This is a genomic window from Pseudonocardia sp. 2-7 (genome assembly GCF_056341085.1).
On sequence record NZ_CP094507.1, the window covers coordinates 5,336,067 to 5,358,510 of the forward strand.

Annotated in this window: 22 protein-coding genes and 1 tRNA gene; 10 read left to right on the forward strand and 13 right to left on the reverse strand. The window is 72.0% G+C overall.

Annotated features, from left to right (window positions below; genetic code table 11):
- Positions 1–442 precede the first annotated feature (442 nt).
- The 3 genes from MTO91_RS25820 to MTO91_RS25830 all read left to right on the forward strand — a co-directional run bounded on the left by MTO91_RS25820 (position 443) and on the right by MTO91_RS25830 (position 3,791).
- Positions 443–1,618 (forward strand): serine hydrolase domain-containing protein, encoded by a 1,176-nt coding sequence (locus MTO91_RS25820; RefSeq protein WP_476653080.1) that lies wholly within the window; start codon positions 443–445, stop codon positions 1,616–1,618.
- An 85-nt stretch (positions 1,619–1,703) separates the two neighbouring features.
- Entirely contained in the window at positions 1,704–2,666 is a 963-nt protein-coding gene (locus tag MTO91_RS25825) for an alpha/beta hydrolase (protein WP_405421033.1), read from the forward strand.
- Positions 2,667–2,717: 51 nt separating this feature from the next.
- Positions 2,718–3,791, forward strand: a complete 1,074-nt coding sequence (locus tag MTO91_RS25830; RefSeq protein WP_251783439.1) for a helix-turn-helix domain-containing protein — start codon at positions 2,718–2,720, stop codon at positions 3,789–3,791.
- Between the two features lie 69 nt (positions 3,792–3,860).
- Here MTO91_RS25830 and MTO91_RS25835 read toward each other — a convergent pair whose 3' ends face one another.
- Positions 3,861–5,174 carry an ISL3 family transposase gene (locus MTO91_RS25835; RefSeq protein ID WP_476654971.1) on the reverse strand — a complete coding sequence of 438 codons (1,314 nt, stop codon included), beginning with the start codon at positions 5,172–5,174 and terminating at the stop codon, positions 3,861–3,863.
- Between the two features lie 565 nt (positions 5,175–5,739).
- Between MTO91_RS25835 and MTO91_RS25840 the strand changes: the two genes are divergently transcribed.
- Positions 5,740–6,444: a DUF433 domain-containing protein gene (locus tag MTO91_RS25840; protein ID WP_331141189.1), complete on the forward strand. Its 705-nt coding sequence runs from the start codon at positions 5,740–5,742 to the stop codon at positions 6,442–6,444.
- Positions 6,445–6,447: 3 nt separating this feature from the next.
- On the forward strand, positions 6,448–6,858 hold the full coding sequence (locus tag MTO91_RS25845; protein ID WP_405421027.1) for a PIN-like domain-containing protein: 411 nt from the start codon (positions 6,448–6,450) through the stop codon (positions 6,856–6,858).
- 6 nt (positions 6,859–6,864) lie between these two features.
- Here MTO91_RS25845 and MTO91_RS25850 read toward each other — a convergent pair whose 3' ends face one another.
- From MTO91_RS25850 to MTO91_RS25890, 9 genes are all read right to left on the reverse strand, one after another.
- The gene (locus MTO91_RS25850) at positions 6,865–9,207 is read right to left on the reverse strand and encodes a TOTE conflict system archaeo-eukaryotic primase domain-containing protein (RefSeq protein WP_357438418.1); all 2,343 of its coding nucleotides are present in this window, start codon (positions 9,205–9,207) and stop codon (positions 6,865–6,867) included.
- Between the two features lie 37 nt (positions 9,208–9,244).
- A complete protein-coding gene (locus tag MTO91_RS25855) occupies positions 9,245–10,423 on the reverse strand; it encodes a hypothetical protein (protein WP_357438415.1) in 1,179 nt (392 codons plus the stop codon).
- Positions 10,420–10,740, reverse strand: coding sequence for a hypothetical protein (locus MTO91_RS25860; protein ID WP_331141193.1), 321 nt, complete (start codon positions 10,738–10,740; stop codon positions 10,420–10,422). Before MTO91_RS25860 ends, MTO91_RS25855 begins: the two co-directional genes overlap by 4 nt.
- A 309-nt stretch (positions 10,741–11,049) precedes the next feature.
- Positions 11,050–11,126: transfer RNA gene (locus MTO91_RS25865), tRNA-Thr, on the reverse strand.
- A 56-nt stretch (positions 11,127–11,182) separates the two neighbouring features.
- On the reverse strand, positions 11,183–11,689 hold the full coding sequence (locus MTO91_RS25870) for a 2'-5' RNA ligase family protein (RefSeq protein ID WP_405421016.1): 507 nt from the start codon (positions 11,687–11,689) through the stop codon (positions 11,183–11,185).
- Complete coding sequence (locus MTO91_RS25875) at positions 11,682–12,833, reverse strand: DNA polymerase III subunit delta' (RefSeq protein WP_208822794.1); 1,152 nt, start codon at positions 12,831–12,833, stop codon at positions 11,682–11,684. The genes MTO91_RS25870 and MTO91_RS25875 overlap by 8 nt, the downstream gene beginning before the upstream one ends.
- Positions 12,830–14,152 (reverse strand): MFS transporter, encoded by a 1,323-nt coding sequence (locus MTO91_RS25880; RefSeq protein ID WP_476654972.1) that lies wholly within the window; start codon positions 14,150–14,152, stop codon positions 12,830–12,832. Before MTO91_RS25880 ends, MTO91_RS25875 begins: the two co-directional genes overlap by 4 nt.
- 79 nt (positions 14,153–14,231) lie before the next feature.
- Positions 14,232–14,957: a hypothetical protein gene (locus MTO91_RS25885; protein WP_476653084.1), complete on the reverse strand. Its 726-nt coding sequence runs from the start codon at positions 14,955–14,957 to the stop codon at positions 14,232–14,234.
- A 95-nt stretch (positions 14,958–15,052) separates the two neighbouring features.
- Positions 15,053–17,446 carry a penicillin-binding protein gene (locus MTO91_RS25890; protein WP_476653085.1) on the reverse strand — a complete coding sequence of 798 codons (2,394 nt, stop codon included), beginning with the start codon at positions 17,444–17,446 and terminating at the stop codon, positions 15,053–15,055.
- 155 nt (positions 17,447–17,601) lie between these two features.
- On the opposite strand from MTO91_RS25890, the gene MTO91_RS25895 reads away from it, so the two are divergent.
- Together MTO91_RS25895 and MTO91_RS25900 are read left to right on the forward strand one after the other, a co-directional pair.
- Positions 17,602–17,964 carry a WhiB family transcriptional regulator gene (locus tag MTO91_RS25895; RefSeq protein WP_083658695.1) on the forward strand — a complete coding sequence of 121 codons (363 nt, stop codon included), beginning with the start codon at positions 17,602–17,604 and terminating at the stop codon, positions 17,962–17,964.
- 18 nt (positions 17,965–17,982) lie between these two features.
- A complete protein-coding gene (locus tag MTO91_RS25900) occupies positions 17,983–18,660 on the forward strand; it encodes a class I SAM-dependent methyltransferase (protein WP_253069165.1) in 678 nt (225 codons plus the stop codon).
- Between the two features lie 2 nt (positions 18,661–18,662).
- Here MTO91_RS25900 and MTO91_RS25905 read toward each other — a convergent pair whose 3' ends face one another.
- A complete protein-coding gene (locus tag MTO91_RS25905) occupies positions 18,663–19,106 on the reverse strand; it encodes a MarR family winged helix-turn-helix transcriptional regulator (RefSeq protein ID WP_476653086.1) in 444 nt (147 codons plus the stop codon).
- 91 nt (positions 19,107–19,197) lie between these two features.
- Between MTO91_RS25905 and MTO91_RS25910 the strand changes: the two genes are divergently transcribed.
- A complete protein-coding gene (locus tag MTO91_RS25910; RefSeq protein WP_346102055.1) occupies positions 19,198–19,461 on the forward strand; it encodes a hypothetical protein in 264 nt (87 codons plus the stop codon).
- A gap of 3 nt (positions 19,462–19,464) precedes the next feature.
- Here the strand turns inward: MTO91_RS25910 and bagB are convergent, their stop codons facing one another.
- Together bagB and bagA are read right to left on the reverse strand one after the other, a co-directional pair.
- The gene (bagB, locus tag MTO91_RS25915; protein ID WP_476653087.1) at positions 19,465–20,604 is read right to left on the reverse strand and encodes an ATPase BagB; all 1,140 of its coding nucleotides are present in this window, start codon (positions 20,602–20,604) and stop codon (positions 19,465–19,467) included.
- Positions 20,601–21,653 (reverse strand): ATPase BagA, encoded by a 1,053-nt coding sequence (gene bagA, locus MTO91_RS25920; RefSeq protein ID WP_208826818.1) that lies wholly within the window; start codon positions 21,651–21,653, stop codon positions 20,601–20,603. The genes bagB and bagA overlap by 4 nt, the downstream gene beginning before the upstream one ends.
- A gap of 165 nt (positions 21,654–21,818) precedes the next feature.
- Here bagA and MTO91_RS25925 point away from each other — a divergent pair, with 165 nt between their 5' ends.
- Together MTO91_RS25925 and MTO91_RS25930 are read left to right on the forward strand one after the other, a co-directional pair.
- Complete coding sequence (locus MTO91_RS25925; protein ID WP_139282840.1) at positions 21,819–21,989, forward strand: DUF4177 domain-containing protein; 171 nt, start codon at positions 21,819–21,821, stop codon at positions 21,987–21,989.
- Complete coding sequence (locus tag MTO91_RS25930) at positions 21,986–22,444, forward strand: RidA family protein (RefSeq protein ID WP_357438396.1); 459 nt, start codon at positions 21,986–21,988, stop codon at positions 22,442–22,444. Before MTO91_RS25925 ends, MTO91_RS25930 begins: the two co-directional genes overlap by 4 nt.

Below are 22,444 nucleotides of genomic sequence, written 5' to 3' on the forward strand. Positions count from 1 at the left end.
GTCCGTGTCATCATGGCGACGCGGACCCGGCTCCGGATCAGTCCGGTGACCTGCAGGAGATGGAGCCGCCTTGGGGAGTCGAACCCCAGACCTACGCATTACGAGAACTCGTGTCACCGGACACACCGTCCCCGCCGAGTCCGTTCGTGCACGTCGCCCGGTTCATCGTGCGCACCGCACACCTCCGTGCGCCTGCGTTGGAGGCCATGAAGGAGGCCACACGGAATCGAGTTCTCGCCGACCGGGACACCGCGTCCCTGTGGTCGGCCGTGGTCGACCTGCCGGCCGGCGCCGGACCGCCACATGGCGGGCGACAGGTCGAGATTCTCGTCGCGCCGTCGGTTACCAACCGGTGTGGCGCCGACCACACTCGAGACCGTCGTCGGAAGACGTCCCGCAGGCCTGTGGGCGTCGCGACCAGATCTGAGCCAACGGAGGTTCCGTGTCGAGGAACATTGAAGGATCCCGCATCGACCAGGTGCTGCAGGGGGCAGTGGACGCCGGTGCCGTACCGCACGTGGCCGCGATCGCCGCGGACGCCGACGGCGTGTTCTACGAAGGGGCCGCCGGAGTTCGGCTCGACGACGCCGGTGCGAGGCCTGTGTCGACGTCGACCCATTTCCGCATCATGTCGATGACCAAGATGGTCGCCACCGTGGCCGCGCTGCAGCAGGTGGAGCGCGGTGAACTCGATCTCTCGGCCCCGGTCGAGCGCTACGTTCCCGACTTCGCCGAGCTGCAGGTCCTCGACGGCTTCGACGGTGACACCCCGCGCCTACGCGCACCGAGGTCGAAGGCCACCGTCAAGCAGCTGATCACCCACACCTCGGGACTGACGTACTGGTTCTGGAACGAGGACCTGGTCAAGTACGAGCAAGTCACCGGCATCCCCAACGTGGTGCCAGGAGACATGGCCGCGTTCAAGGCGCCACTGGTCGCCGACCCCGGCACGAAGTTCGAGTACGGCATCAACACCGACTGGCTCGGCCGCGTCGTCGAAGCCGTCGCCGGCTCGACCCTCGACGTGGTGATCAAGGAGAACATCACCGGTCCGCTCGGCATGGACGACACGATGTTCGCCCTCGACGAGGCACGCCAGGCGAACAAGACGCCCGTGCACGTCAAGGGCGAGGACGGCAAGTGGATCTCGGCGGGCAACGTCCTGCCCGACGACCCGCAGTGGTGGGCGGGTGGCCACGGTCTGCACTCGACCCCGCGTGACTACATCCGCTTCGAGCGGGCGTTGCTGCGCGGCGGTGAGCTGGACGGTGTACGGATCCTGAGCCGGGAGACCGTGGACGCGGCGTTCACCGACCAGCTCGACGGCGCTCCGATGCCGACGGAGATCAGGACGGCAGACGCTCCGATCACCGACACGCTGAAGCTCGGTGAAGGGTGGACGTGGGGCTACGGGCTGCTGATCAACACCCAGGACGTCCCCGGCGCCCGGCGGGCCGGGACGGGCGCGTGGGCCGGGCTGTTCAACACCCACTTCTTCATCGACCGCACCACCGGCATCTGTGCGTCGATCTACACGAACTCGCTGCCGTTCATCACCGAGCACGAGGCGTGGAAGCTCTACGGGGACTTCGAGGCCGCCCTCTACGCTTCGCTGTGATCGTCGACCCGCCGCGACGCTGCACCCGCCGGCAGCGTCGCGGCGGTCGTCGTCTCCCTGCCGCCGCACCCTGTCGGAGGAGCCTGTGTCGTCCAGAGCCCGGCCGGAGTTCGACCCGGAGCTGAAGGCCGGCCTCGCCGTGGTCGGTGGTGTGTTCCCGCCGACCATCACCCCGAACCTGATCGCGTTCATGCGGCGGTCTTATGCCTCCCCGCCGATCGACGACACGCTGCGGGGACGCGCGATCACACACAGCGAGCACACGATCGCCGGCCATCGAGGCGAGCCGATCCAGGTGTCGGTGCTGCGCCCCACCCGAGCCGGCTCCCCCCGGCCCGGCATCGTCTTCGTCCACTCCGGTGGGCTGATGTTCGGCGACCGCTTCAGTGGAGCCGACCTGGTGCTCGACTGGGTCGACAACCTCGGCGCAGTCCTGGTCGCCGTCGAGTACCGGCTCGCGCCGGAGTTCCCGGACCCCTTCCCCCGAGAGGACTGCTACGCCGCGCTGGAATGGGCGGCGGCGACGGCCGGGCAGTTGGGCATCCGCCACGACCGGCTCATGGTGGCCGGGGCCAGTTCCGGTGGTGGGCTCGCGGCCGGGATGGCGCTCGCGGCGCGGGATCGCGACGGCCCAGCCCTGTGCGGCCAGGTCCTCGACTACCCGATGCTCGACGACCGCGGCGTCACCGCCTCCACCGGCCAGTTCGACGGCGTCGGGGTCTGGGACCGCGTCAGCAACGAGACCGGCTGGTCCGCGCTGCTCGGCGAGGCGCGCGGTGGGCCGGACGTCTCCCCGTACGCGGCGCCGGCCCGGGCGACGGACCTGTCCGGGCTCCCGCCTGCCTTCATCGACGTCGGCGCCGCCGAGATCTTCCGCGACGAGGCGATCGCCTACGCCGACGGCCTCTGGGCCGCAGGTGGCGACGCCGAGCTGCACGTCTGGTCCGGCGGGTTCCACGCGTTCGACATCTTCGCCCCGCACACCGTCGTCGCCCGAGGCATGGTCCGGACGCGGAACAACTGGGTCGAGAAGATCCTCGCGGACTGATCCGGTGACCCACGCCACTAGACTGCACCCACCAGTCGTCGGGAGGCGCCCGTGCAAGAACTCCTCGGTCGGATCTCGGCGCTCGACCCGCAGGCGAGCCTCGGTCTGCGGGTCATCGCCTGCTTCGACGAACTGATCATCGGCAACGTCAACACCCGAGCACTGCTGAGTGCGGCCGCCTCCCTCTCCGGGTGCAACGCCGGCTACCAGAGCGATCTCCCCCCGCGGTCGCTCCGGGTCAGCCCGCGCGGCGAGATTGTGGCCCCCGACGACGGGCCGCCGACGCCAGGGAGCTGCTCGGCCATCACGGCCGAGGGGTTGACCGTGTGGATCGAGCGCGACGGCGAGCCGCATGCGAACGACGCGATCGTCCTCGAACGCCTGGCGCTGGCCGTCCGCATCCGCCTCGGAGGAGGCCGACGAGAGATCGACGGCCGCCGCGATCTCGGCCTGCTGCTCGACCCGACCGTCCCGACCGAGACCCGCCGTCTCGCCGCGGCCCGACTCAATCTCGTGTCCACCGCGCGATACCGCGTCATCGCGGCGCCGTTGTTCGCGGTGTGGGACGAGCACCCGTCCGGCGCCGAGGACGTCGTCGCGACCCCCTACGGATCGATCCACGCCCTGGTCGTACCCCACGACCACGCGCCCGTCCCGGCACGGCCGATCGGAACCGGGCCGGCCACCGACGTCGACCACCTGCACAGGTCGTTCCGCACGGCGGTGGTCGCCCTGCGTCTGTGCGATCCCGAGGTCGCACCGTCGGTCCTCGCCGACGACTACGGCGGCCTGGTCGGCCTACTCGCCGACCTCCCCCTGGACAGCGACCTGCCCGACGTCGACTCCCTGGACGCGATCATGTCCCACCCGTGGGGCTCGGCCACCGTCGACGCACTCGTGCGAACCAGCTCCGTACGCCAGGCGGCGCGGAATGCCGGAGTCCACCACAGCACGTTGCAGACCCGGCTCGACACGATCATCGCCGAACTGGGTTACGACCCCCTCGACAACGGCATCGGACGAACCAGATTCGGACTCGCTTCACTGGTCTGGCGACTCCGCAACTCCCGCGTTCTGGACCTCCCCGCCCCGACCACACCGTCGTCGCCCACCCCACTCCGATAACGAAGCGCCCGACGACGGTGCGGGTGGCTCCGCCGTCCCACCGATGTCGGTGATCAGGCTCTTCCGGATTTAGAGTGCGAGCGCTCCGCAGTGCAGTAGCGACCGGATCCGATAATTGATCAGGTTGCGGAAGCCCATGGCGTTGCGGCGGAGGGCTTCGAGTCGGCCGTTGATGGCCTCGGTGGGGCCGTTCGAGGCGCGATGGGAGAAGTAGGCCAGGATGTCGACGCGGCGCCGGTGCAAGGTTCGGCCGAGTGTGGTGAGCTCGTCGAGCCCGGGCGGTAGCCCGGTGCGTAGCCGGTAGATCACGCCGCTGAGTAATGCTTTGCCGCGTCGGCGGTCCTGGTCGGCGTAGGCGGCGATGATCTGCTGGTAGGCCCACCAGGTGACCTCGACCGCGACGTGCTCGTCGGCGGCGAAGACCGCCTCAAGCCGGGTGCGTTGGCGGTCGGTGAGCAGTCCGAGGCGGGTCCGCAGGGTCCGCCGTGCCCGGTAGAGCGGGTCACCGGTGCGGCCTCGGTGGCCGAGGGTGTCGTGCTGGACACGTTGGCGACACAGGTCGAGCTTGTGCCCGGCCAGGGCGACGACGTGGAACGGGTCCATCACCGTGACCGCATCGGGCAACGCGTCGGTGGCGGCGTTCTTGTAGCCGCCGAAACCGTCCATCGCCACGACCCGGACCCCGTCGCGGAAGGCCGGGTCGCGGGCGTCGAGCCAGGTCTTCAGGGCCGCCGCCGAGCGGCCCGGGACCAGGTCGAGCAGCCGCGCACGGCCGTGGCCTGCGACGACATCGGTGAGGTCGGTGATCACGGTGACGAACCCGTCTCCGTCGGCGCCGAACACGTGCGCCCACTTGTGCTCGTCGACCCCGATCACCCGCACCCCGTCCAGGCGGGCCGGCCCGGCGGAGCGCAGCAGCTGCTCGGTCGCGGCGACCGCGACGCTGTTCACGGTGTCCCAGCTGCGGCCCAGCTCACGGGCGACCGCGGCGACCGTCGCCTTGTCGATCGCCAAGCGGCGCAACACGTACTCCGCGCAGCGCCGGGTCGTGGACGCACCGGGACGGGCCAGGCGGGTCGAGTCGTGGGCGAAGATCTCGCGGGCGCAGTCATCGTGGACACACCGGTAGCGCGGCACCCGGACCCGCAGTTGCAGCGGATGGCCGACCACCGGGACGTCGCTGACGCGGCGCTCGGTGCTGTCGCGGTAGATCCCGGTCAGTCCGCACCCCGGGCAGGCGCCGGGCCCGTCGGTGAGCAGGTCGCACCACAGCACCGTGGTCTCCCCGGCCAGGGCGGCGTCGGTGATCCGCACCCCGAGCTCGACGGTACGGATGATCGTGTCGGCCACGATCTGGGCAGGCGGGCACGTAGGCTGCGACATCGGGTCCCCGGGCTTGTTGACGGTGTTCGGCGTAGGAACCTTCATCATCAACTTCTCGGGGCCCGCCTCACCGCAGCGACACGACCCCACCCGCGCGGTCGATCACGCCCTCACCTGCACTCCATTTCCGGAAGAGCCGGTGATCACCGCCGACGATCGGAAGCAACGATCAATGTCGGACAGCCGCACCCGCTGTGGACAGAGAACCATGAGCAAGGAGGTGCGACCGACCGACGCACACACGCGTGGAGGCCACGTCGCAGGCAGCTGACCGGCAAGAACCCGCCTGAGAGAGGCCACGAGCCACGAAAAAGGGACAGGCAAGATCCATAAGCGCGATCTGACCTGCGCAAACGAGCCGCCTTGGGGAGTCGAACCCCAGACCTACGCATTACGAGGCAACCGATGTGCGTCGCTCACCGCTCTACCAGCACCGATCGCGCGGCTCACGGCACCTACGGCACTGACGTCGCAGGTCAGACTCCGACCTCATGCCACGAGCCATGCCACGCGGTGCCCGGCAACCTCGCCCACGTCGTCGGTGCAATGGTGCACACTGACGCTCGTGGGTGAGAACAGCGCGGAGCTGCTCGACCGCCCGGTCTACGGCATGAGCCAGGCCGCGCGGCTCCTCGGCCTGCGCACCGACGGCCTGCGCCGCTGGATCGACGGCTACGAACGCGGGAACACGACCTACGCCCCCGTGATCCGAGAGCGCTCCACAGGAGTGGACACCGTCACCTGGGGCGAGTTCATCGAAGCCGGCTACCTGCGGGAGTACCGGGCCAAACGGGTCACCCTGCAGTACCTCCGCCCCGTCATCGGGTTCCTCCGCGACCGCCTCCAGGTGCAGTACCCGCTCGCCACGCTGAAGCCTTACACCTCGGGCCGCGAACTCGCCCTCGAAGCACAGGAGTTCGTCGGCCTCGACCCGGCGTTGAGCATCGTGATCCTCGGCCGCGACGGGACCCTGATGCCGTCCGACCCGGCCGTGGCGTTCCTCGACAAGGTCGAGTTCAACGACGCAGGCGACGTCGCCGAGCGACTGTTCCCCCTCGGACGGGGGAAGCCGATCGTCCTCGACCCCACACGCAGCTTCGGCGAGCCGACCATCCCGAACGTCGGCGTGCGCACCGAGATCGTCGCGGAGCTGGTGAGCGCCGGAGAGGAGCCCGACAGAGTTGCGGAAATCTACTCGATCTCCGTCACCGACGTCGAGCAGGTCGTCGAGTTCGAGCGCCGTCACGGCGAGCTCACCCGAGCCGCCTGACACGTGCCCGCTCGTCTCCAGAGTCCGCGCTGGTTCTTCGACGAGAACAGCATCGGCGTCGCCCAGGCCCTCCACTACGTCCGCGGCGATATCACGTGGCCCGGCGGACCTGGTGACCTCGTACCGGCAGGCGCCAATGACCAGGAGTGGCTCCCCCTCGTCGGCCAGGCCGGTCTCGTCGTCCTCACTCGGGACAAGCGCATCCGCAGCCGCCCGCTCGAGCGCCAGGCGCTACTGGACCACGGCGTCCGAGCGTGCTTCCAGACCACCGCCGGTCAGTTGACCCTGTTCGAGCAGCTCCGCCTCTGGCTGCGCTGGTGGAACGAGATCGAGAAGCTCGTCGCCGAGTACCCCGGGCCCTGGCTGGCGAGCGTGACGCGGGCAGGCGCAGCGATCTTTGACGGAGACTCGTAACCTCACTCAGTGTGAGGCGAGGGTCGAGTCTCGGGGATGGGGGAAGCCGAGGGAGGTGTATCCCGGTGCGCGCTTGGCCAGCGACGAGGCGAGCACAGGGGTCTGTTCGTCGTGGTAGTCGTGCACCTCGGCCGTCGTCTTGCCGGGGTGCGGCCTGAGCACGCGGCCGACGAACTGCACGAGGCGCCCCTTGAAGGCGATCGGCGCCGCGAGGAACAGGGCGTCGAGAGCAGGACAGTCGAAGCCCTCGCCCACGTAGGGCCCGGTCGCCACGACGAGCAGCGGCGCCGCACCCGGCTCGAGACGAGCCAGAGCGGTCTTGCGTTCCCGGGCACCCATGCCCCCTCGCAACACCACAGGATCTCGTCCCTCTTCCCGGAGCCTCGCCGCCAGCGACTCCACGTGGCCCTTCCACTGCGTAAGGACGAGGCAGTTCCTCCCGCGCCCCAATGCCTCGAGCACGTCACCGACGATCTGGTCCCTCCGCGCCTCGTCAGCGGCCAGGTCACGGTAGATCGCCGCCATCCCGCCCGGCTTCGACGGATCCGCGTCCTTGAGGTACTCGTACGAGGTCGGATGCACAATTAGCTGCCGCTCCGGGGCGTCGGCGGCTCCCAGGGTGCCCACAGGCCGGGGCGTCACCGTGTGACGGATCGGACCGAGCTGGTGGTGGATGAGCTCGTCCAGGCCGTCGCGCCGATACGGGGTCGCCGTCAGGCCGACCCATCGCCGCGCCCGGATCTGCCGGGCGGCGTTCTCGAACGCGGCGGCGGGCAGGTGATGGCACTCGTCGACGAGAACGAGCCCGTAGCCCCCGGTCAGCTCCGCGACGTCCTGACGGCGCGCCAGCGTCTGCAGAGTGACAACGTCGACCACACCCCGCAACGAGGACCGTCCGGCGCCCAGCTGACCGGCCCGAACACCCAGCAGGTCCTTGATCCGGCTTCGCCACTGGTCCGCCAACGTCTTACGGTCCACCAGGACCAGGGTGGACACGCCGTGCTCCGCGATCAGCGCGCATCCCATGACGGTCTTTCCGGCACCCGGCTCCGCGACGAGCACTCCAAGGTCGTGGCCGGCGAGATCCGAGACGGCGGCTGCCTGGTCCTCGCGCAGCGTCACCGCCAGGTCGAAGCTGTGGCTGTCGCCGTCGGTGCGATCGTCGCTGACCTCGACGCGGCTTCCCGCCTCGTCCAGCACCGACACGACGCGCTCGCCGAGGCCGCGGGGCAGGACGAGACGGCCGTCCACGGTCTCGTCGTAGCTGAGCAGGAACCTGGGCACGTTCCACGTCGATAGCCGACGGCGCTGCCGCTCGCCGAACAGCGGGTTGCTCATCGACGCCGCGTGCTTGAGCGTCGCCAATGCGGCCGGCGTCAGGTCCGACACCGACACCTCGCATCCGGCCTCCAGCCGAAGCCCGATCACCGCCGCCGGTCTCGGCCTCGTCCGCGTCGACGTCGCGGGAGCCAGGCGCTCGACAGCGCCACCCACCTTGACCGCCCCGACACGGCCGGCCAGGCGGGCGGCCTCGGCGGGGGACAGACGGTGCACCCCGGAGAGATGCGCCCACTGATCCTCGTGCGGCTCCAGGGTCCCCAGGTCCAGGAACACCGTCGCACCGTCCTTGCGCGTCCGGCCGTGCAGCGGAGCAGCGATCAGGTTCCCGATCCCACCCGAGGACGGCAGCACGTCTTGGGACGGGAAGAGCCTGTCGTAGCTGCATAGATCCATCCGGCCGCGGACGGCTATCGCCTCCCGGAGCAGGCCCATGCCCAGCGCTCTCGCCGTCGCCGCAGGAACCGCGCCGGCGAAGAAGATCCACGCATGGGCGCCGACTCCCGAGCGAGACACCTCCAGAGCCGCGGGAACACCGGCCGCCCTGGCCGCCTTCAGGTAGGCCAATGCGTCCAGCATCGCAGCAGGTCCGTCGAAGTCCGCCGCGAGCCACCGGCACGTGTCGCCCGGCATCAACGGGTAGAGCCCGATGTGGTGGCGGCCCGACAGGTGCGCCGCGACCACGTCGTCACGAAGCCGCAGGTACGGGCGGGTCGTGCCCTTCCGCCACCCGCCGGCCACCGCTGGCACCCAGCCCGACTTCCCCGATCCCTCGTTCTCCCAGCGGATCGCGTAGACGTCCTCGCGGGCCGCGAACAACGCCCGGAAGAAGGCCACCTTCGCCTCCGGCGTCGACGACGCGGTCACCATGCCGGGACGCTCCAAGAACAGCCCCGATTGGGACGCATCCGGAGCGCGGGCCTGCTCCGCCGTCATCCCCAACAGGCGCAGCAGACGGTCGTTCTCTGCTCGCAACCGAGCGAGTTCACGCTCGAGGTCCCCGGTCGCCACGAACCTCACGATGCCACGGCCTAGCCAAAGCCGGCGATCAGCGGGGAGCGACGACGAGCCCGGCCTGGTCGATCCGCTCGACCAGACTCACCTTGCGCTGATGGCGAGCACGCAGCTCAGTGAGCCGAACACCGAACCCGCTCGACTGGTCCGCCCGCTCTGCGACGACCCGCAGGTCCTCCAGCAGCGCGACCGCAGCGTCGTACTCGGCAGGCTTCTTGGTGGCGATCATCGCCTCGACCCGCGCCCAGCCACCCTCCACGTCCGCCGACAGCGCCGCGAGACGCCGCTCCCGAGCCGCCTCGCGCTTGTGTCGCCGCTCCGCTTCCTCAGCGGCATGGGCTGCCTCGGCCCGCCGGTGCTTGTCCTGCCGGACGAGGTGGGTGGCATCCAGAAGCTCAGCGACCGTCCGACGCGGACGCTCGTCGCCTACCGCTGGGTCCGAGGCACTCAACTGCCGACGCAACTCAGACTGTGCGACAAGGCTCTCGCCACGAGCGACCAGGACAAGCAGGCGGTCCTTCTCGCTGCTCGGGAGCCGTGCCACCCAGGAGGCCAGCCGCCTCCCCGTGAGTCGCGCATCCGACGACGGTGCGCTCGCCTTCGCCGCCACCGTCAGCAGGTCCGGATCCAGCCGCAGGAAGTCCGCCAGTGCCCGCTGCGACGCCGTCAGTGTCGACAACCCCGCAGGCACCGCCGGCTCCAGGACCTCCTCGTTGTCGACGTCGAACGCGCCCTCATCGCGGTCCCAGGTCCCCTGTGCCGCCAGCCAGCCCAGATACAGCGGGCGCAGGTCGCCGGACGCCAGCTCGGCCCGCACCCCGACGAGTCCCGCCAACGTGTACAGGTCGTCCGGGCCGAAGAAGTCGGCGTTCTCGTCATCGCTGTGCAAGCCCAGGATCAGGTGCTCAGCGGTGTCCCACACAGACACCAGAGAATCGACCAGGAACGGCTCGACCGCCTCGACGTCGAGCACCCCCAGCGGGAGGCGCAGCATCAGCGTTCGACTGCCCCAGTTCGCGAAGTACAGATGGGCGTCGTAGTAGCGCTCCATCAACCGGAGCGGATCACCACGGAAGTCGCCCCAGTGGTACTCGTTGGTGAAGCTCGTCGCGCTGATCTGCGCCCGCGTCGACAACGCGCGTACCTCGGCCTGCTCCCGCTCGTCGAGCGGCCGGTCCATCGCGAGGAACTCGTAGTACTGGTACTCGCTCACGTCAGCCCACCGGCCGCCCACCGGAGGTAGGCGTAGATCCACTCCACGCCCTCCGGCGGCGGCGTCGGCAACGGCAGCTCACGAAGGTCGATCGACTGCGACTCACGACCCCGTCGACAGACCGCCACCAGACCGCCACTCACGGGCCAGTCGATCTCGACCACCGCCACCTCGACACCCAGCAGCGTCGTCGTGAACGGCACAGCGACGTGCTCCTCCAGCTTCGCGTGGAACCCACCGAGCTGCTCGTCCACGCCGTAGGCGTCAGCCGTCGCCTCTTCGATCAACGCAGCCAACTCGACATCCCCTCCGCCCACGCCGCCGAGCCTACGGCCAGGCCCGCTCACCACAGGTGCAACCCGAGAGCTGAGGATCGCTCCCGCAAGACCAAGCCGCCCAGGGACACCAGCCCCGTGCACACCTCAGTCCGGCCGAGCTACGCACTCACCTGTGGCATGAGTCCCGTCATGCCACGGGCTCGCAGTCGAAGACGATCACCACGACCCCGTTGAGCAGGGCCGGAACAGGTCGACAGCCTGCTGAAACAGTGTTTCTGTGAGTGCGCCGGGTCAACACGACTGAACGCACTGATCGAACATCCGCAGGTCTCTGACCTGCGAAAACAGTGGAGCCGCCTTGGGGAGTCGAACCCCAGACCTACGCATTACGAGTGCGTCGCTCTAACCGACTGAGCTAAGGCGGCGTGGTGCGAGGCAAGTATAGCCACCGCGCTCCCGCCCCCTCACAAGCCCCCACCGGTCATCCGGAGAAGGGGAAACGCGGCCCCGGCTCCCACGGCCCGCCGTCGTAGCGCCAGAGCGCGAGGCCGGGGACGCCGGCGTCCCACGGGGCGAACCCGGCGGCCAGGTCATCGTGCAGCGCCCGGGCCGCGGCCGGGGTGACCTTGTTCTGGACGGTCACGTGCAGGTCGGCCTTCCCCGCGTCCTGCCGGGTGAGGCGCGGCCGCCACCGCTCGGCGACGCCGCGGCGCAGCGCGGTCAGCTCGGGGCAGTCGAGGGTGAACGCGACCCCGCGGCCGAGGAGCCGCAGGCCGGTGACGAGGGCGGTCATCGGGGCCCGGTCGGTCGCGGCGGTCAGGTCGGTGGCGAGCTCGGCGGCGGCGTCGCCGGGCAGGGCGTGGAACAGGGTCAGGTGCGCGGCGAGGTGGTTGCGCCCGGCCGGGAAGTGCCGTTCGCGCAGATCGTCGAACCGGGCCTGCGTGGCGTCGTCGAGCAGGGCCGTGAGGATCAGCGGCCGGTCATCCACGGTGCAGGGCCGTCATCATGGCCTCGACAGCGATCCGCGGCTTCACGTTCTGCTCCAGCGCGTCGCGGCAGGCGAGCACCGCCTCCAGGCGACGCAGGCTCGACTCCGGGCCCCACTCGGCGGCGGCCACCCGGATCTCGCGGTCGCGGTCCGGGTTGGTCAGCGGCACCGTGGCGCCGGTCGCGGCGACGATCGCGTCGCGGTAGAAGCCGGCGAGGTCGACCAGGGCGCGGTCGAGCGCGTCCCGCTGGGTCCGGGTGGCGCGGCTCTTCTGGCGCTTCTCCAGGTCCCGCTCGGCCGCCTTCGCCGAGCGGGCCGCCGACGCGGCACCCTTGCCCGTGCCGCCGGCACCCATCGCGACGGCCAGCTCCTCGCGCTCGGACTCGTCGCGGGAGGACCGCAGCTCGTCGGCCTCGGCCTCGGCCGCGCGGATCAGCACGTCGGCGTGGAAGAACGCGTCGCCGAGGCGGCGGAGCTTCGTCGGCACGCCGAGGATCTCCTCGCGCCGGGCACGGGCCTGCGGGTCGCGGGCGAGGCGCCGCGCGCGACCGACGTGGCCGCCGCACACCGACGCGGCCCACTGCGCCTGGTCGGGGTCGATCCCGTCGCGGTCGCGCAGCACCCCGGCGACGGCGTCGGGCGCCGGGCTGCGCAGGTGCACCATCCGGCAGCGCGACCGGATCGTGACGGGCACGTCGTCCGGGTGATCCGACGGCGCGCACAGCAGGAACACCGTCTCCGGCGCCGGCTCCTCGACCGCCTTGAGCAGCGCGTTCGACGCGCCCTCGGTGAGCCGGTCGGCGTCGGCGATGATCACGATCTGCCAGGTCCCGGTGGCGGGCTTCCGGGCGGCGAGCTGGACGAGCGAGCGCATCTCGGCGACCGAGATGGACAGTCCTTCCGGGACGATCTCGCGGACGTCGGAGTGGGTGCCCGCCATGACGGTCCGGCAGGCCGCGCACTCGCCGCAGCCGTGGTAGCGGCACTGCAGGGCGGCCGCGAAGGCGCGTGCGGCGTTCGACCGGCCGGATCCGGGCGGGCCGGTGAACAGCCAGGCGTGGGTCATCGCCGTCGGGTCCGACGCCGCCCCGTCCAGCTCGGCGACGGCGGCGGGCTGGCCCACCACGTCGTCCCACACGCTCACGACGACCCCTCCTCCGTCATCTGCCGGCGCGCGACGACACCGACCACCGCCGCCAGGACGCCCCCGCCGGCGAGGACGAACCGCGTGCCGTCGACCAGCAGCGCGGTGTCGCCCACGGTCACCGTCCGCGTCGCCACGACGCCGACGACGATCGGCACCACCGACATCGCCCCCAGCAGCACCAGCCGCACCAGGGACTGGACGAACGCGTTGACCCGGCCGCGGATCCCGTCGGCGACCTCGGTGCCGATGATCGTGAGCCCGGTCAGGAACGCGACCCCCGCGAACGCGCCGACGAACAGCACCGCGGCGATCGCCATGAACAGGTGCACCGCCACCGCCACGACGACGAGCGACACCCCGGCCCCGATGATCGCGCTGCCGAACAGGCGCCGGTGCGGCACCTGCCGGGCCAGCACCGGACCGGCGGCCATGCCCGCCGCGAGACCGGCGAACACCGACGCGAACAGGATCGAGTACGCCGCGTCCCCGCCGCCGAGGCTCGACGCGTAGAGCTTGGCCGTCGCGATCACGGCGCCGCCCGCGGTGAACGCGCCGACGATCCCGACGACCAGCCCGCGCACGAGCGGGGTGCGGACGACGAAGGTGTAGCCGTCGCGCAGCAGGAACAGCATCGACGGCGGGTCGTGCCGCCGCTCGGCCTCGGTGGCCCGGCCGGAGATCTCCGGGATCGCGAGGTACACGACCAGCGCCGAGGCCAGGAAGGCGAACGCGTTGACGCACAGCGCCGCGTACACGGTGGTCGCCTGGTCCGCGCCGAACAGCGGACCGACCTTGCTGACCAGCGCGAAGAGCCCCGCACCCCCGACGACGGCGACGCCGTAGGTCACCAGCAGGCTCAGCTGCGCCGCGCTCTCCATCTGGGCCGGGCTGCGCAGCAGGTTCGGGACCGCCGCGTCCTTCGCCGGGATCCAGAACATGGTGCACAGCTCGAGGAGCAGGGTCACGACCAGCAGCCACCACAGCTGCCCGACGAACGGGATCGACAGCAGCAGCACGAACTTCGTGAGGTCGCAGGTCACCATGACCTTGCGCCGGTCGAAGCGGTCGGCGAGCACCCCGGCGAGCGGCCCGAACAGCAGCGACGGCACGAGCTTGGTCGCGACGACGCCCCCGAGCGCGAAGCTCTGCGCGGTGAACCCGGCGCCCGCGGTGAGGTGGGTGGCCAGCGACGTGAGCGCCAGCAGCGCCAGCCACTCGCCGGTCGCGGTGACCGCGGTGACCGACCAGAGCCTGCGGAAGGCGGGGATCGCGAGGACCGACGTCAGGCGGTGCGACGTCGACGACGGGGTCGTGATCGCGGCTCACCTCCTCCTCACCCGGCACGGCGTGCGGATCTTCAGGCTAGACCGGGCCACCGACAGCGGACGCGCTGCCTCAGACGATGGTGGACAGCGTCTGGACGAGGATCACCAGGTAGATCAGGACGAAGACGATCGTGAACACCCGGGCCCCGACCCGGCCGCGGGTCAGCCGGGAGAAGCCGAGCAGGCCGTTGTCGAGGTCGACCGGGGGCCGGGCGGACACCGCGGGCGGCCGGTAGACCGTGCCGACGGGTTCGTCGCCGTCCGCGCGGGGGCGACGCGGGGCGGGCAGCCGGGGCACCGGGCCGGTCGGCGACCGCCGGGGCGGGGGCGGGACCGGCGACGACGGGGTGGGCGTCACCGGGCGGCGGGGGCCGGGTACCGGGTCGCCCGCGTCGTCGTCCGGGGTGGGGATGGCGGCGGGGCCGGGCCTGCGGCGCCGGACCGCGGTCAGGGTCCGCTGGGTGGGGCCGTCGATGTCGGGCTCGCGCGCAGCGGGCCGCTCCTCCTCCGCCGACGGGTCGGGGTCGGGGGCCTCCACGGGGGCGACCCGCTCGGGGACGGCGGTGCCGTCCACAGCGGCCGGTCGGGCAGCCGGAACACCGGGCCCCTGCTCCACGCCGGACGCGGGCCGGATCCCGTCGGACGCGGGCCGTGACACGGCGGAACCCGCGGGGCGGTCACCCCGCTCCCGGGCGAGCCGGTCCGCCTCGCGCTCGGCGACCAGCCGCGCCACGCCCCAGCGCCCGTCGTCGGCGGGCGCCGGCGCGGGACGCCTGCTCCTCCACCGCACGGCCATGACGGCATGCTAGGCCGCGACCAGCGGTGATGCCTCGTTCCGACGGGGTATGGCGCGCGGTGCCGCCCGGCCGGGTGACCCGGCCGGACGGAGTGTCACCCGCCGTCGGGCGGCCGGTTCCCGTCGGGACGGTCCGCCGGCGGGCCGCCGTCCTGCCCCGGGGCCGGGCCGGGCGTCGGGGTGCCCGGGGGCGGCGGCGGGGCCGGCACCGACCCACTGCTGACCTGCAAGGTCACCTGCTCACCCGGGAGCGCGGCGCCGCGGGGCTCCTGCCCGACGACCGTCCCCTCCGGAGCGTTGTTGTCGACGGTGCGGGTGGTGACCTGCCAGCCGGCGCCCTCCAGCTCACCGCGGGCGGCGCCGACCGGCCGGCCGACGACGTCCGGGATGCGGGACTCGGCGCCGCCGTCGAGGTAGCGGGGGTCGGTCGCGGGCAGGGGCGTCGGCGGGGTGTTCGCCACCAGCGGGGTCACCGCGCCGTACCACGTCCGGGCCGGGGTCTTGCCGCCGAAGATGTTGCCGTTCCCGCAGGCGAAGGGGGCGCCGCCGCCGTCGCAGAGGGGTCGCGGGCGGTTGGAGTTGTCGAAGGTGATGACCGCTCCGGCCATCTCCGGGATCGCGCCCATGAACGCGGCCGACTTGTGCTGCTGGGTCGTCCCGGTCTTGCCCGCCATCGGCCGGGTCCAGCCGGCGGCCTTCGCGGCGGCGGCGGAGGTGCCGGCGATGTCGTCCTTGCTCAGGCCGGTGACGAGGGTGTTCGCCAGGGCGGGCTCGACGGCCTGCTGGCAGGGCTCCTCGGTGATCGGGACGGGCTTGCCCTCGGCATCGGTGATCGAGTCGATCGGCGTCGGCGGGCACCACCTGCCCTGGGAGAACAGGGTGGCGCCGACGTTGGCCAGCTCCAGCACCGACGTCGGGGTGACGCCGAGCGTGAACGACGCGAGCCGCTGGTCCTTGATCACCTCGGCGATCGAGCGGTCGGTGCGCTTGCCGGTGCCCGGGTCGACGAACGGCGTCGTGGCCAGGGACTTCATGCCGAGGCGGACGGCCATGTCGACCACGTCCGGCACCCCGGTGAACTCCTCGAGCTTGATGAACGCGGTGTTCGGCGACTGCGCGAGCGCGTCCGTCAGGCTCATCCGGCCGGGGTAGTTGCCGGCGTTCGCGACCGGGACCGGTCGCCCGCTGCCGTCGACGTAGATCGGGGAGGCGTAGCCCGAGGGCGGCACCTGCATCGAGTAGTTGATGCCGAGGCCCTTCTCCAGCGCGGTGGCCGCGGTGAAGATCTTGTACGTGGACCCGGCACCGAGGTTGACCGGCTGGTACGGCAGGCCGTAGCTGGTCTCCTCGGCGTCGGCGTTCAGCCCGAACGTGCGGCTCGACCCCATCGCGAGCACACGGTGCTTGTCCTGGCCGGGCTGGACCAGCGACATCACGTTCGCGACGTTGGGGGTGTCCGGCGGCACCTCCTTGTCCAGGGAGCGCTTGACCTCGGTCATCGCGCGGCGGTCCAGGGTGGTGCGGATGGTGTAGCCGCCGCGCTGGATCTGCTCCTCGGTGAAGCCGGCCTCGGTGAGGTACTGCGTCACGTACTTGCAGAAGAAGCCCATGTCGCCGGCGCCGTTGCAGCCGTTCGGCACGCGGACCAGCGGGTTCGCGACGCCGAGCGGAGCGGCCATCGCCTGCTTCGCCTGGGCGTCGTCGATCATCTGCTGCTGGCGCATCTGGTCGATGACGACGTTGCGCCGCTGCAGCGCGGTCTGCGGGTTCTGCACCGGGTCGAACTGGGTGGTGGAGCGGACCATCCCGGCGAGCATCGCGGCCTGCGGGACGGTCAGCTTGTCCGGCGTGGTGTTGAAGTAGGTGCGCGCCCCGGCGGCGACGCCGTAGGACCCGTTGCCCAGGAAGACGATGTTGAGGTAGCGGTTGAGGATCTCGTCCTTGGACAGCTGGCGCTCCAGCTGCAGGGCGATCCGCGCCTCCTTGAGCTTGCGGGCCGGGGTCTGCTCGGTGGCCTTGAGCCGCTCGGCCTCACTCGTCGCGTCGACGTAGAGCATGTAGTTCTTGACGTACTGCTGGGTGATCGTCGAGGCACCCTGGACGACGTCGCCGGACGCCGAGTTCGCGACGACCGCGCGCAGCGTGCCCTGCCAGTCGACGCCGTCGTGCTCGTAGAACCGGCGGTCCTCGATCGCCAGCATCGCGCCCTTCATCGCGGTCGAGATCTGGTCGTTCGTGACCTCGGTGCGGTTCTGGTCGAACAGGTAGGCGATCGGGCGGCCGTCGGAGTCGGTGAGCGTCGTCGTCAGCGGCGGGCGGGTGCCGACCAGGTCCGCCGAGCTCGACGTGACGCTGTCACCCGCCTCGTTGGACAACACGCCGAGGCCGCCGACCAGCGGGAAGGCCATGCCCGCCGTGACCACACCGAGCAGGACGCACAGGCCGGCGAGGACGCCGAGCGGGCGGAGCAGACGCCGGGGGAACCTCACAGGGACAAGCCTACGGGCCGGGAGGTCAGGACACGGTCAGGCTCGTGTCCCCAGGTTGCGTAGTTTTGCGCGCTGACCCGGGCACCCTCCGCGTCCCAGGATCGAGGCATCACGTCGCGGGCCACCGGGCCCGCCCCGGCCCGAGAGGCGAACCGATGCTCGACACCCTGCGTCCCGTCACCGGCAGGCCCCGCCTGCGCCCCGCCGTCGTCGTCCGCGCCTGCACCGCGGTCTGGAACTGGCGCTCGGCCGCACGCTGCCGCACCTCCGACGCCGAGAACCTGTTCGTCACCGGTGCCGACCAGCGCGAGGCCCGCGAGTTCTGCCTGTCCTGCCCGGTCCGCACCGAGTGCCTGGCACACGCCCTGGACCACCGGGTCGAGTTCGGCGTGTGGGGCGGGATGACCGAGCGGGAGCGCCGCGCGCTCCTGCGCCGGCGCCCGGACGTGCGCGACTGGGCCGCGCTGCTCGGGCGAGCGCGCTCCGACCACTACGCCGGACGCAGCAGGAGCGCCTGACCCGATAGCGTCAGGCGCGTGCTCGAGTTCCTGGCCGGCCTCTACCGGACGCACGCCGACGACCTCGCCATGGTGATCGACCGGCAGCGGGAACTCCTCGCCGACGGCACGATCACCCCGCAGCTCGACGACGTCGAGGCCGAGCTGACCTACCTGCTGCTGCGCCACCACCGGCCGTCGCAGGTGGTGGAGGTCGGCACCTACTACGGCTGGTCCACCACCTGGATCCTGTCCGCGCTGCGCGACAACGGGTCCGGTCACCTGCAGTCGTTCGACCTGGTCGACCACGTGTGCGGCACCGTGCCCGAGGAGCTGTCGACCGGGCGCTGGACGTTCCACCGCGGGGACCTGCGCGAGACCGTCGAGAAGGTCCCGGCCGACACGGGCTACCTCTTCGTGGACGCCGACCACGGGCGCCGCTTCGCCCGCTGGTACCTGGAGCACCTGTTCGGGCGGATCGCGACGGGCACCCCGACCAGCGTGCACGACGTGTTCCACCTGCCCCGGGCGCGCCCGTTCACCGAGGGGTCCGAGGTGCTGCGGCACCTGGAACGCAGCGGCACCGGCTGGTTCACCTCCTCGCGCGCGGCGGCGCCGCGGAACCTGCGCGCGCTCGACGCCGTCCGGGCCGAGCTGGGGATCACCGGCGTCCGCGGGACCTCGCGCAACCCCATGATCTTCTTCTCGATGCCCTGAGGTCAGCGACTGGGATCGCGCAGGCCCTCGACGAGACCGTCGAGGACGGTGGCGAACCGGTCGGCCTCCGCCCGGTCCAGCGCGGACAGGAGGTCGGCCAGGCGTGCGTCGAGCCGGCCGCGGGCGCGCTCGACCGCGGCCCGTCCCGCGTCGGTGAGGGCGACGGCGACGGCGCGGCGGTCGGCCGCGTGCGGGTGACGGCGCAGCAGGCCGTGCGCCTCCAGAGCACTGACGTGCCGGCTGGTGACGCTGCGCTCCAGCCCGACGGCCGCGGCCAGCTCGGTGGTGCTGACCCCGTCGCCGAGCCGGGCCAGACCGGACAGCACCGGGTAGGTCGTCGCGTCGAGACCGTCGATGTCGCTGGTCAGCGCCGTGTGCAGCCCGGTGCGGGTGTCGCGCAGCAACAGCCGGCCGAGGGCCTCCGCGCAGCGGCGTTCGGGGGTCACCCCCTCACGATACGTGCATCTTGCACGCTCCCTACGGTCGGGCGTACCGTCCGAATACGTGCACAGTGCACGCTGATGGGGGGGAGCGGTCATGGACGGAGCAGTAGATCCCGAGGACGTCCTGCCGGACGGGACCGAGTACGCGGAGCTGGGTGGGGAGCAGGTGCGCAAGGGGACGGTCGCCGCGTTCGTCGCGACGGCGCGGTCCCTGGAGGCGCTGCCCGCGGGGGACCCGGCCGAGGCCGGTCTGGCCTCGCACCTGCGGGACCTGCTCCCCGGCCTGCGCGCGGTCGGGGTGCTGGATGTGTTCGCGCCCCGCTCGGCCCGCCTGCGGGCGGCGCTCGGCGTGTCCTGAGCCTCAGCCCGCCGTCGCCGCGGCGCCGGTCCCGGTCTCGCCGGCCAGCAGCGCGCCGACCCGGCGCAGCCCGTCGAGGTCGGCGATGTCGCCGGCCAGCGCGGGGACCCGCGTCACCGACACGCCGGGGTGCGCGGCGGAGAACCGGGTGAGCAGGTGCTCCTCCCGTTCGTGCAGGTCGACGCGGTCGGCGTGCAGCCGCAGCACCGCGGCCGCGATCTGCGACCCCGGTCCGCCGACCTGCTCGGCCGCGGCCCGCGCACGCGCCGCGGAGACCGGCGCGAGCACCGGGTGGGTCCGGTTCAGCACGAGCCCGGCCAGCGGCATGTGCTCCGACGACAGCCGCTCGGTGAAGTACGCCGCCTCGCGCAGCGCGTCCGGCTCCGGCGCGGCGACGACGAGGAACGCCGTCCCCTCCGAGCGCAGCAGCGCGTAGGTCTTCTCGGCCCGCTCGGCGAACCCGCCGAACAGGGTGTCGAAGGCCTGTACGAACGCCGACGCGTCCTGCAGCATCTGCCCGCCGATGATCGACCCGACGGCCTTGGCGAACAGCCCGAACCCGGCCTCGACGATCCGGCGCAGCCCGCGGCCACCGGCCCGGGCGGGCGCGGCGAGCAGCCGGATCATGCGGCCGTCGAGGAAGCGGGACATGCGCTGCGGGGCGTCGAGGAAGTCCAGCGCCGAGCGCGACGGCGGCGTGTCGACGACGACGAGGTCCCACGTCCCGGCACCGGCCAGCTGGCCCAGCTTCTCCATAGCCATGTACTCCTGCGTCCCGGAGAACGAGGAGGAGATCGTCTGGTAGAAGGGGTTCTCGATGATCTTCTGCGCCCGCTCGGGCGGGGCGTGCGACTCCACCATCTCGTCGAAGGTGCGGCGCATGTCCAGCATCATCGCGGCGAGTTCGCCGTCGACGGCCTTCACCGGGGCGGGGTCGTTGGACAGCTCGTCCACCCCGAGGGCCTGGGCCAGCCGGCGCGCCGGGTCGATGGTGAGTACGACGACCTGACGCCCGCGCTCGGCGGCGCGCACCGCGAGCGCGGCGGAGGTGGTCGTCTTGCCGACGCCGCCCGAGCCGCAGCACACGATCACCCGGGTGCCCGGGTCGTCGATCAGGGCGTCCACGTCCAGCGGGGCGGTCATCGGCGGGCCTCCAGGTGCACACCCTGCGCGGTCATCGACTCGGCCAGCTCGTACAGCGAGCCGAGGTCCACCCCGCCGAGCAGCGCGGGCAGCGTGAGCCGCGGCAGCGGCGGGGTCGGCTCGGTCTCCAGGCGGCGCAGCGCGGCGGTCTCCCCCTCGACGGCGACGGCGTGTTCCACGGTCTCGGCGACCAGCCCGTCGATCTCGGTGGGGGCCAGCTCGATCCCGGCGCTCTGCAGGCCGTTGCGGATCCGGGTCGCGTCGACCCGCCCGCCCGCGGCGGCGGTGACCGAGCGGTCGGGCAGCCACTGCTCGCGCATCCGGTTCACCACGACCGAGCCCAGCGGGATCCCGGCGGCGTCGAGCTCGGCGGCCGCGTCGAGCGTCTCGGTGACCGGCAGGTCCGACAGCAGCGTGACCAGGTGCACCGCGGTGAGCGGGGAGTGGATGAGCGCCTCGACGCCCTTGGCCTGCCCGTGGATGGGCCCGACCTTGGCCAGGTCGGCCATCGCCCTGGTGACGTCGAGGAACGACACGAGACGGCCGGTGGGCGGAGCGTCGAGGACCACCGCGTCGTAGGCGGGGAGACCGTCGGACTCCGTGCGGGTGACGCACTCCTTGGCCTTGCCGGTGAGCAGCACGTCACGCAGGCCGGGGGCGAGCGTCGTCGCGAACTCGATCGCGCCCATCCGGCGCAGCGTCCGCCCGGCCACGCCCAGCCGGTAGAACATCTCGAAGTACTCCAGCAGGGCGGCCTCGGCGTCGACGGCCAGCGCCCGCACCTCGCCCCCGCCGGGCGCGACCGCGATCCGGCGCTCCTCGTACGGCAGCGGGGCGGTGTCGAAGACCTGGGCGATGCCCTGGCGGCCCTCCACCTCGACGAGCAGCACCCGCTTCCCGCCGCCGGCGAGGGCCAGCGCGAGGGCGGCGGCCACGGTGGTCTTGCCGGTGCCCCCCTTGCCGGACACCACGTGGAACCGCGCGCGGGAGAGCGCGTCGGGCCACGGGTCGGGGCGGGTTCCGGGCTCGGGCCGGACGGTCGTGGTCACGGATCCAGCGTACGAGCGCCCACCGACAGCGGCCCGTCGGCGAGGTGCGTCCCACAACGGACGGGGCCCGTCCCGTGCTCCGGCGGTGGGCGTCCGTCGCAGGGGGACGGCCATCCGTCGCGCCACGGCGGTTCGGTGTCGGGTGCCCGGGTTACAGTCCCGCCCATGAGCTCCCCGGTCGTGAAGTGGGAATACCTGACCGCCCCCCTGCTGATCCACAACACCAAGGCGATCCTGGACAACTTCGGCCAGGACGGCTGGGAACTGGTCACGGTGACGAGCGGCGCGAACGCCGAGCAGCTGGTGGCGTTCTTCAAGCGGCCGGTGCAGCAGTGAGCGCACTCGCCCGGCTGAAGGAGCTGGGGCTGACCCTGCCCGCGGTGGCCGCACCGGCCGGCGCCTACATCCCGGCCCGGCGCAGCGGGAACCTCGTGTTCACGGCCGGGCAGGTCCCGTTCGTGGACGGGAAGGTCGCCGCGACCGGCAAGGTCGGGGCCACGGTCACCGCCGAGCAGGCGTACGACCTGGCCCGGATCTGCACGCTGAACGCGCTCGCCGCGATCGACGGGCTGGTCGGCCTCGACAGCGTCACCGGCGTCGTGAAGGTCGTCGGGTTCGTCGCGTCGGACCCGTCGTTCTCCGGCCAGCCCGGCGTGGTCAACGGCGCGTCGGACCTGCTCGGCGAGGTGTTCGGCGAGGCCGGGGCACACGCCCGGTCGGCCGTCGGCGTCGCGGTGCTGCCGCTGGACGTGCCGGTCGAGGTGGAGCTGACGGTCGAGGTCGGCGGCTGA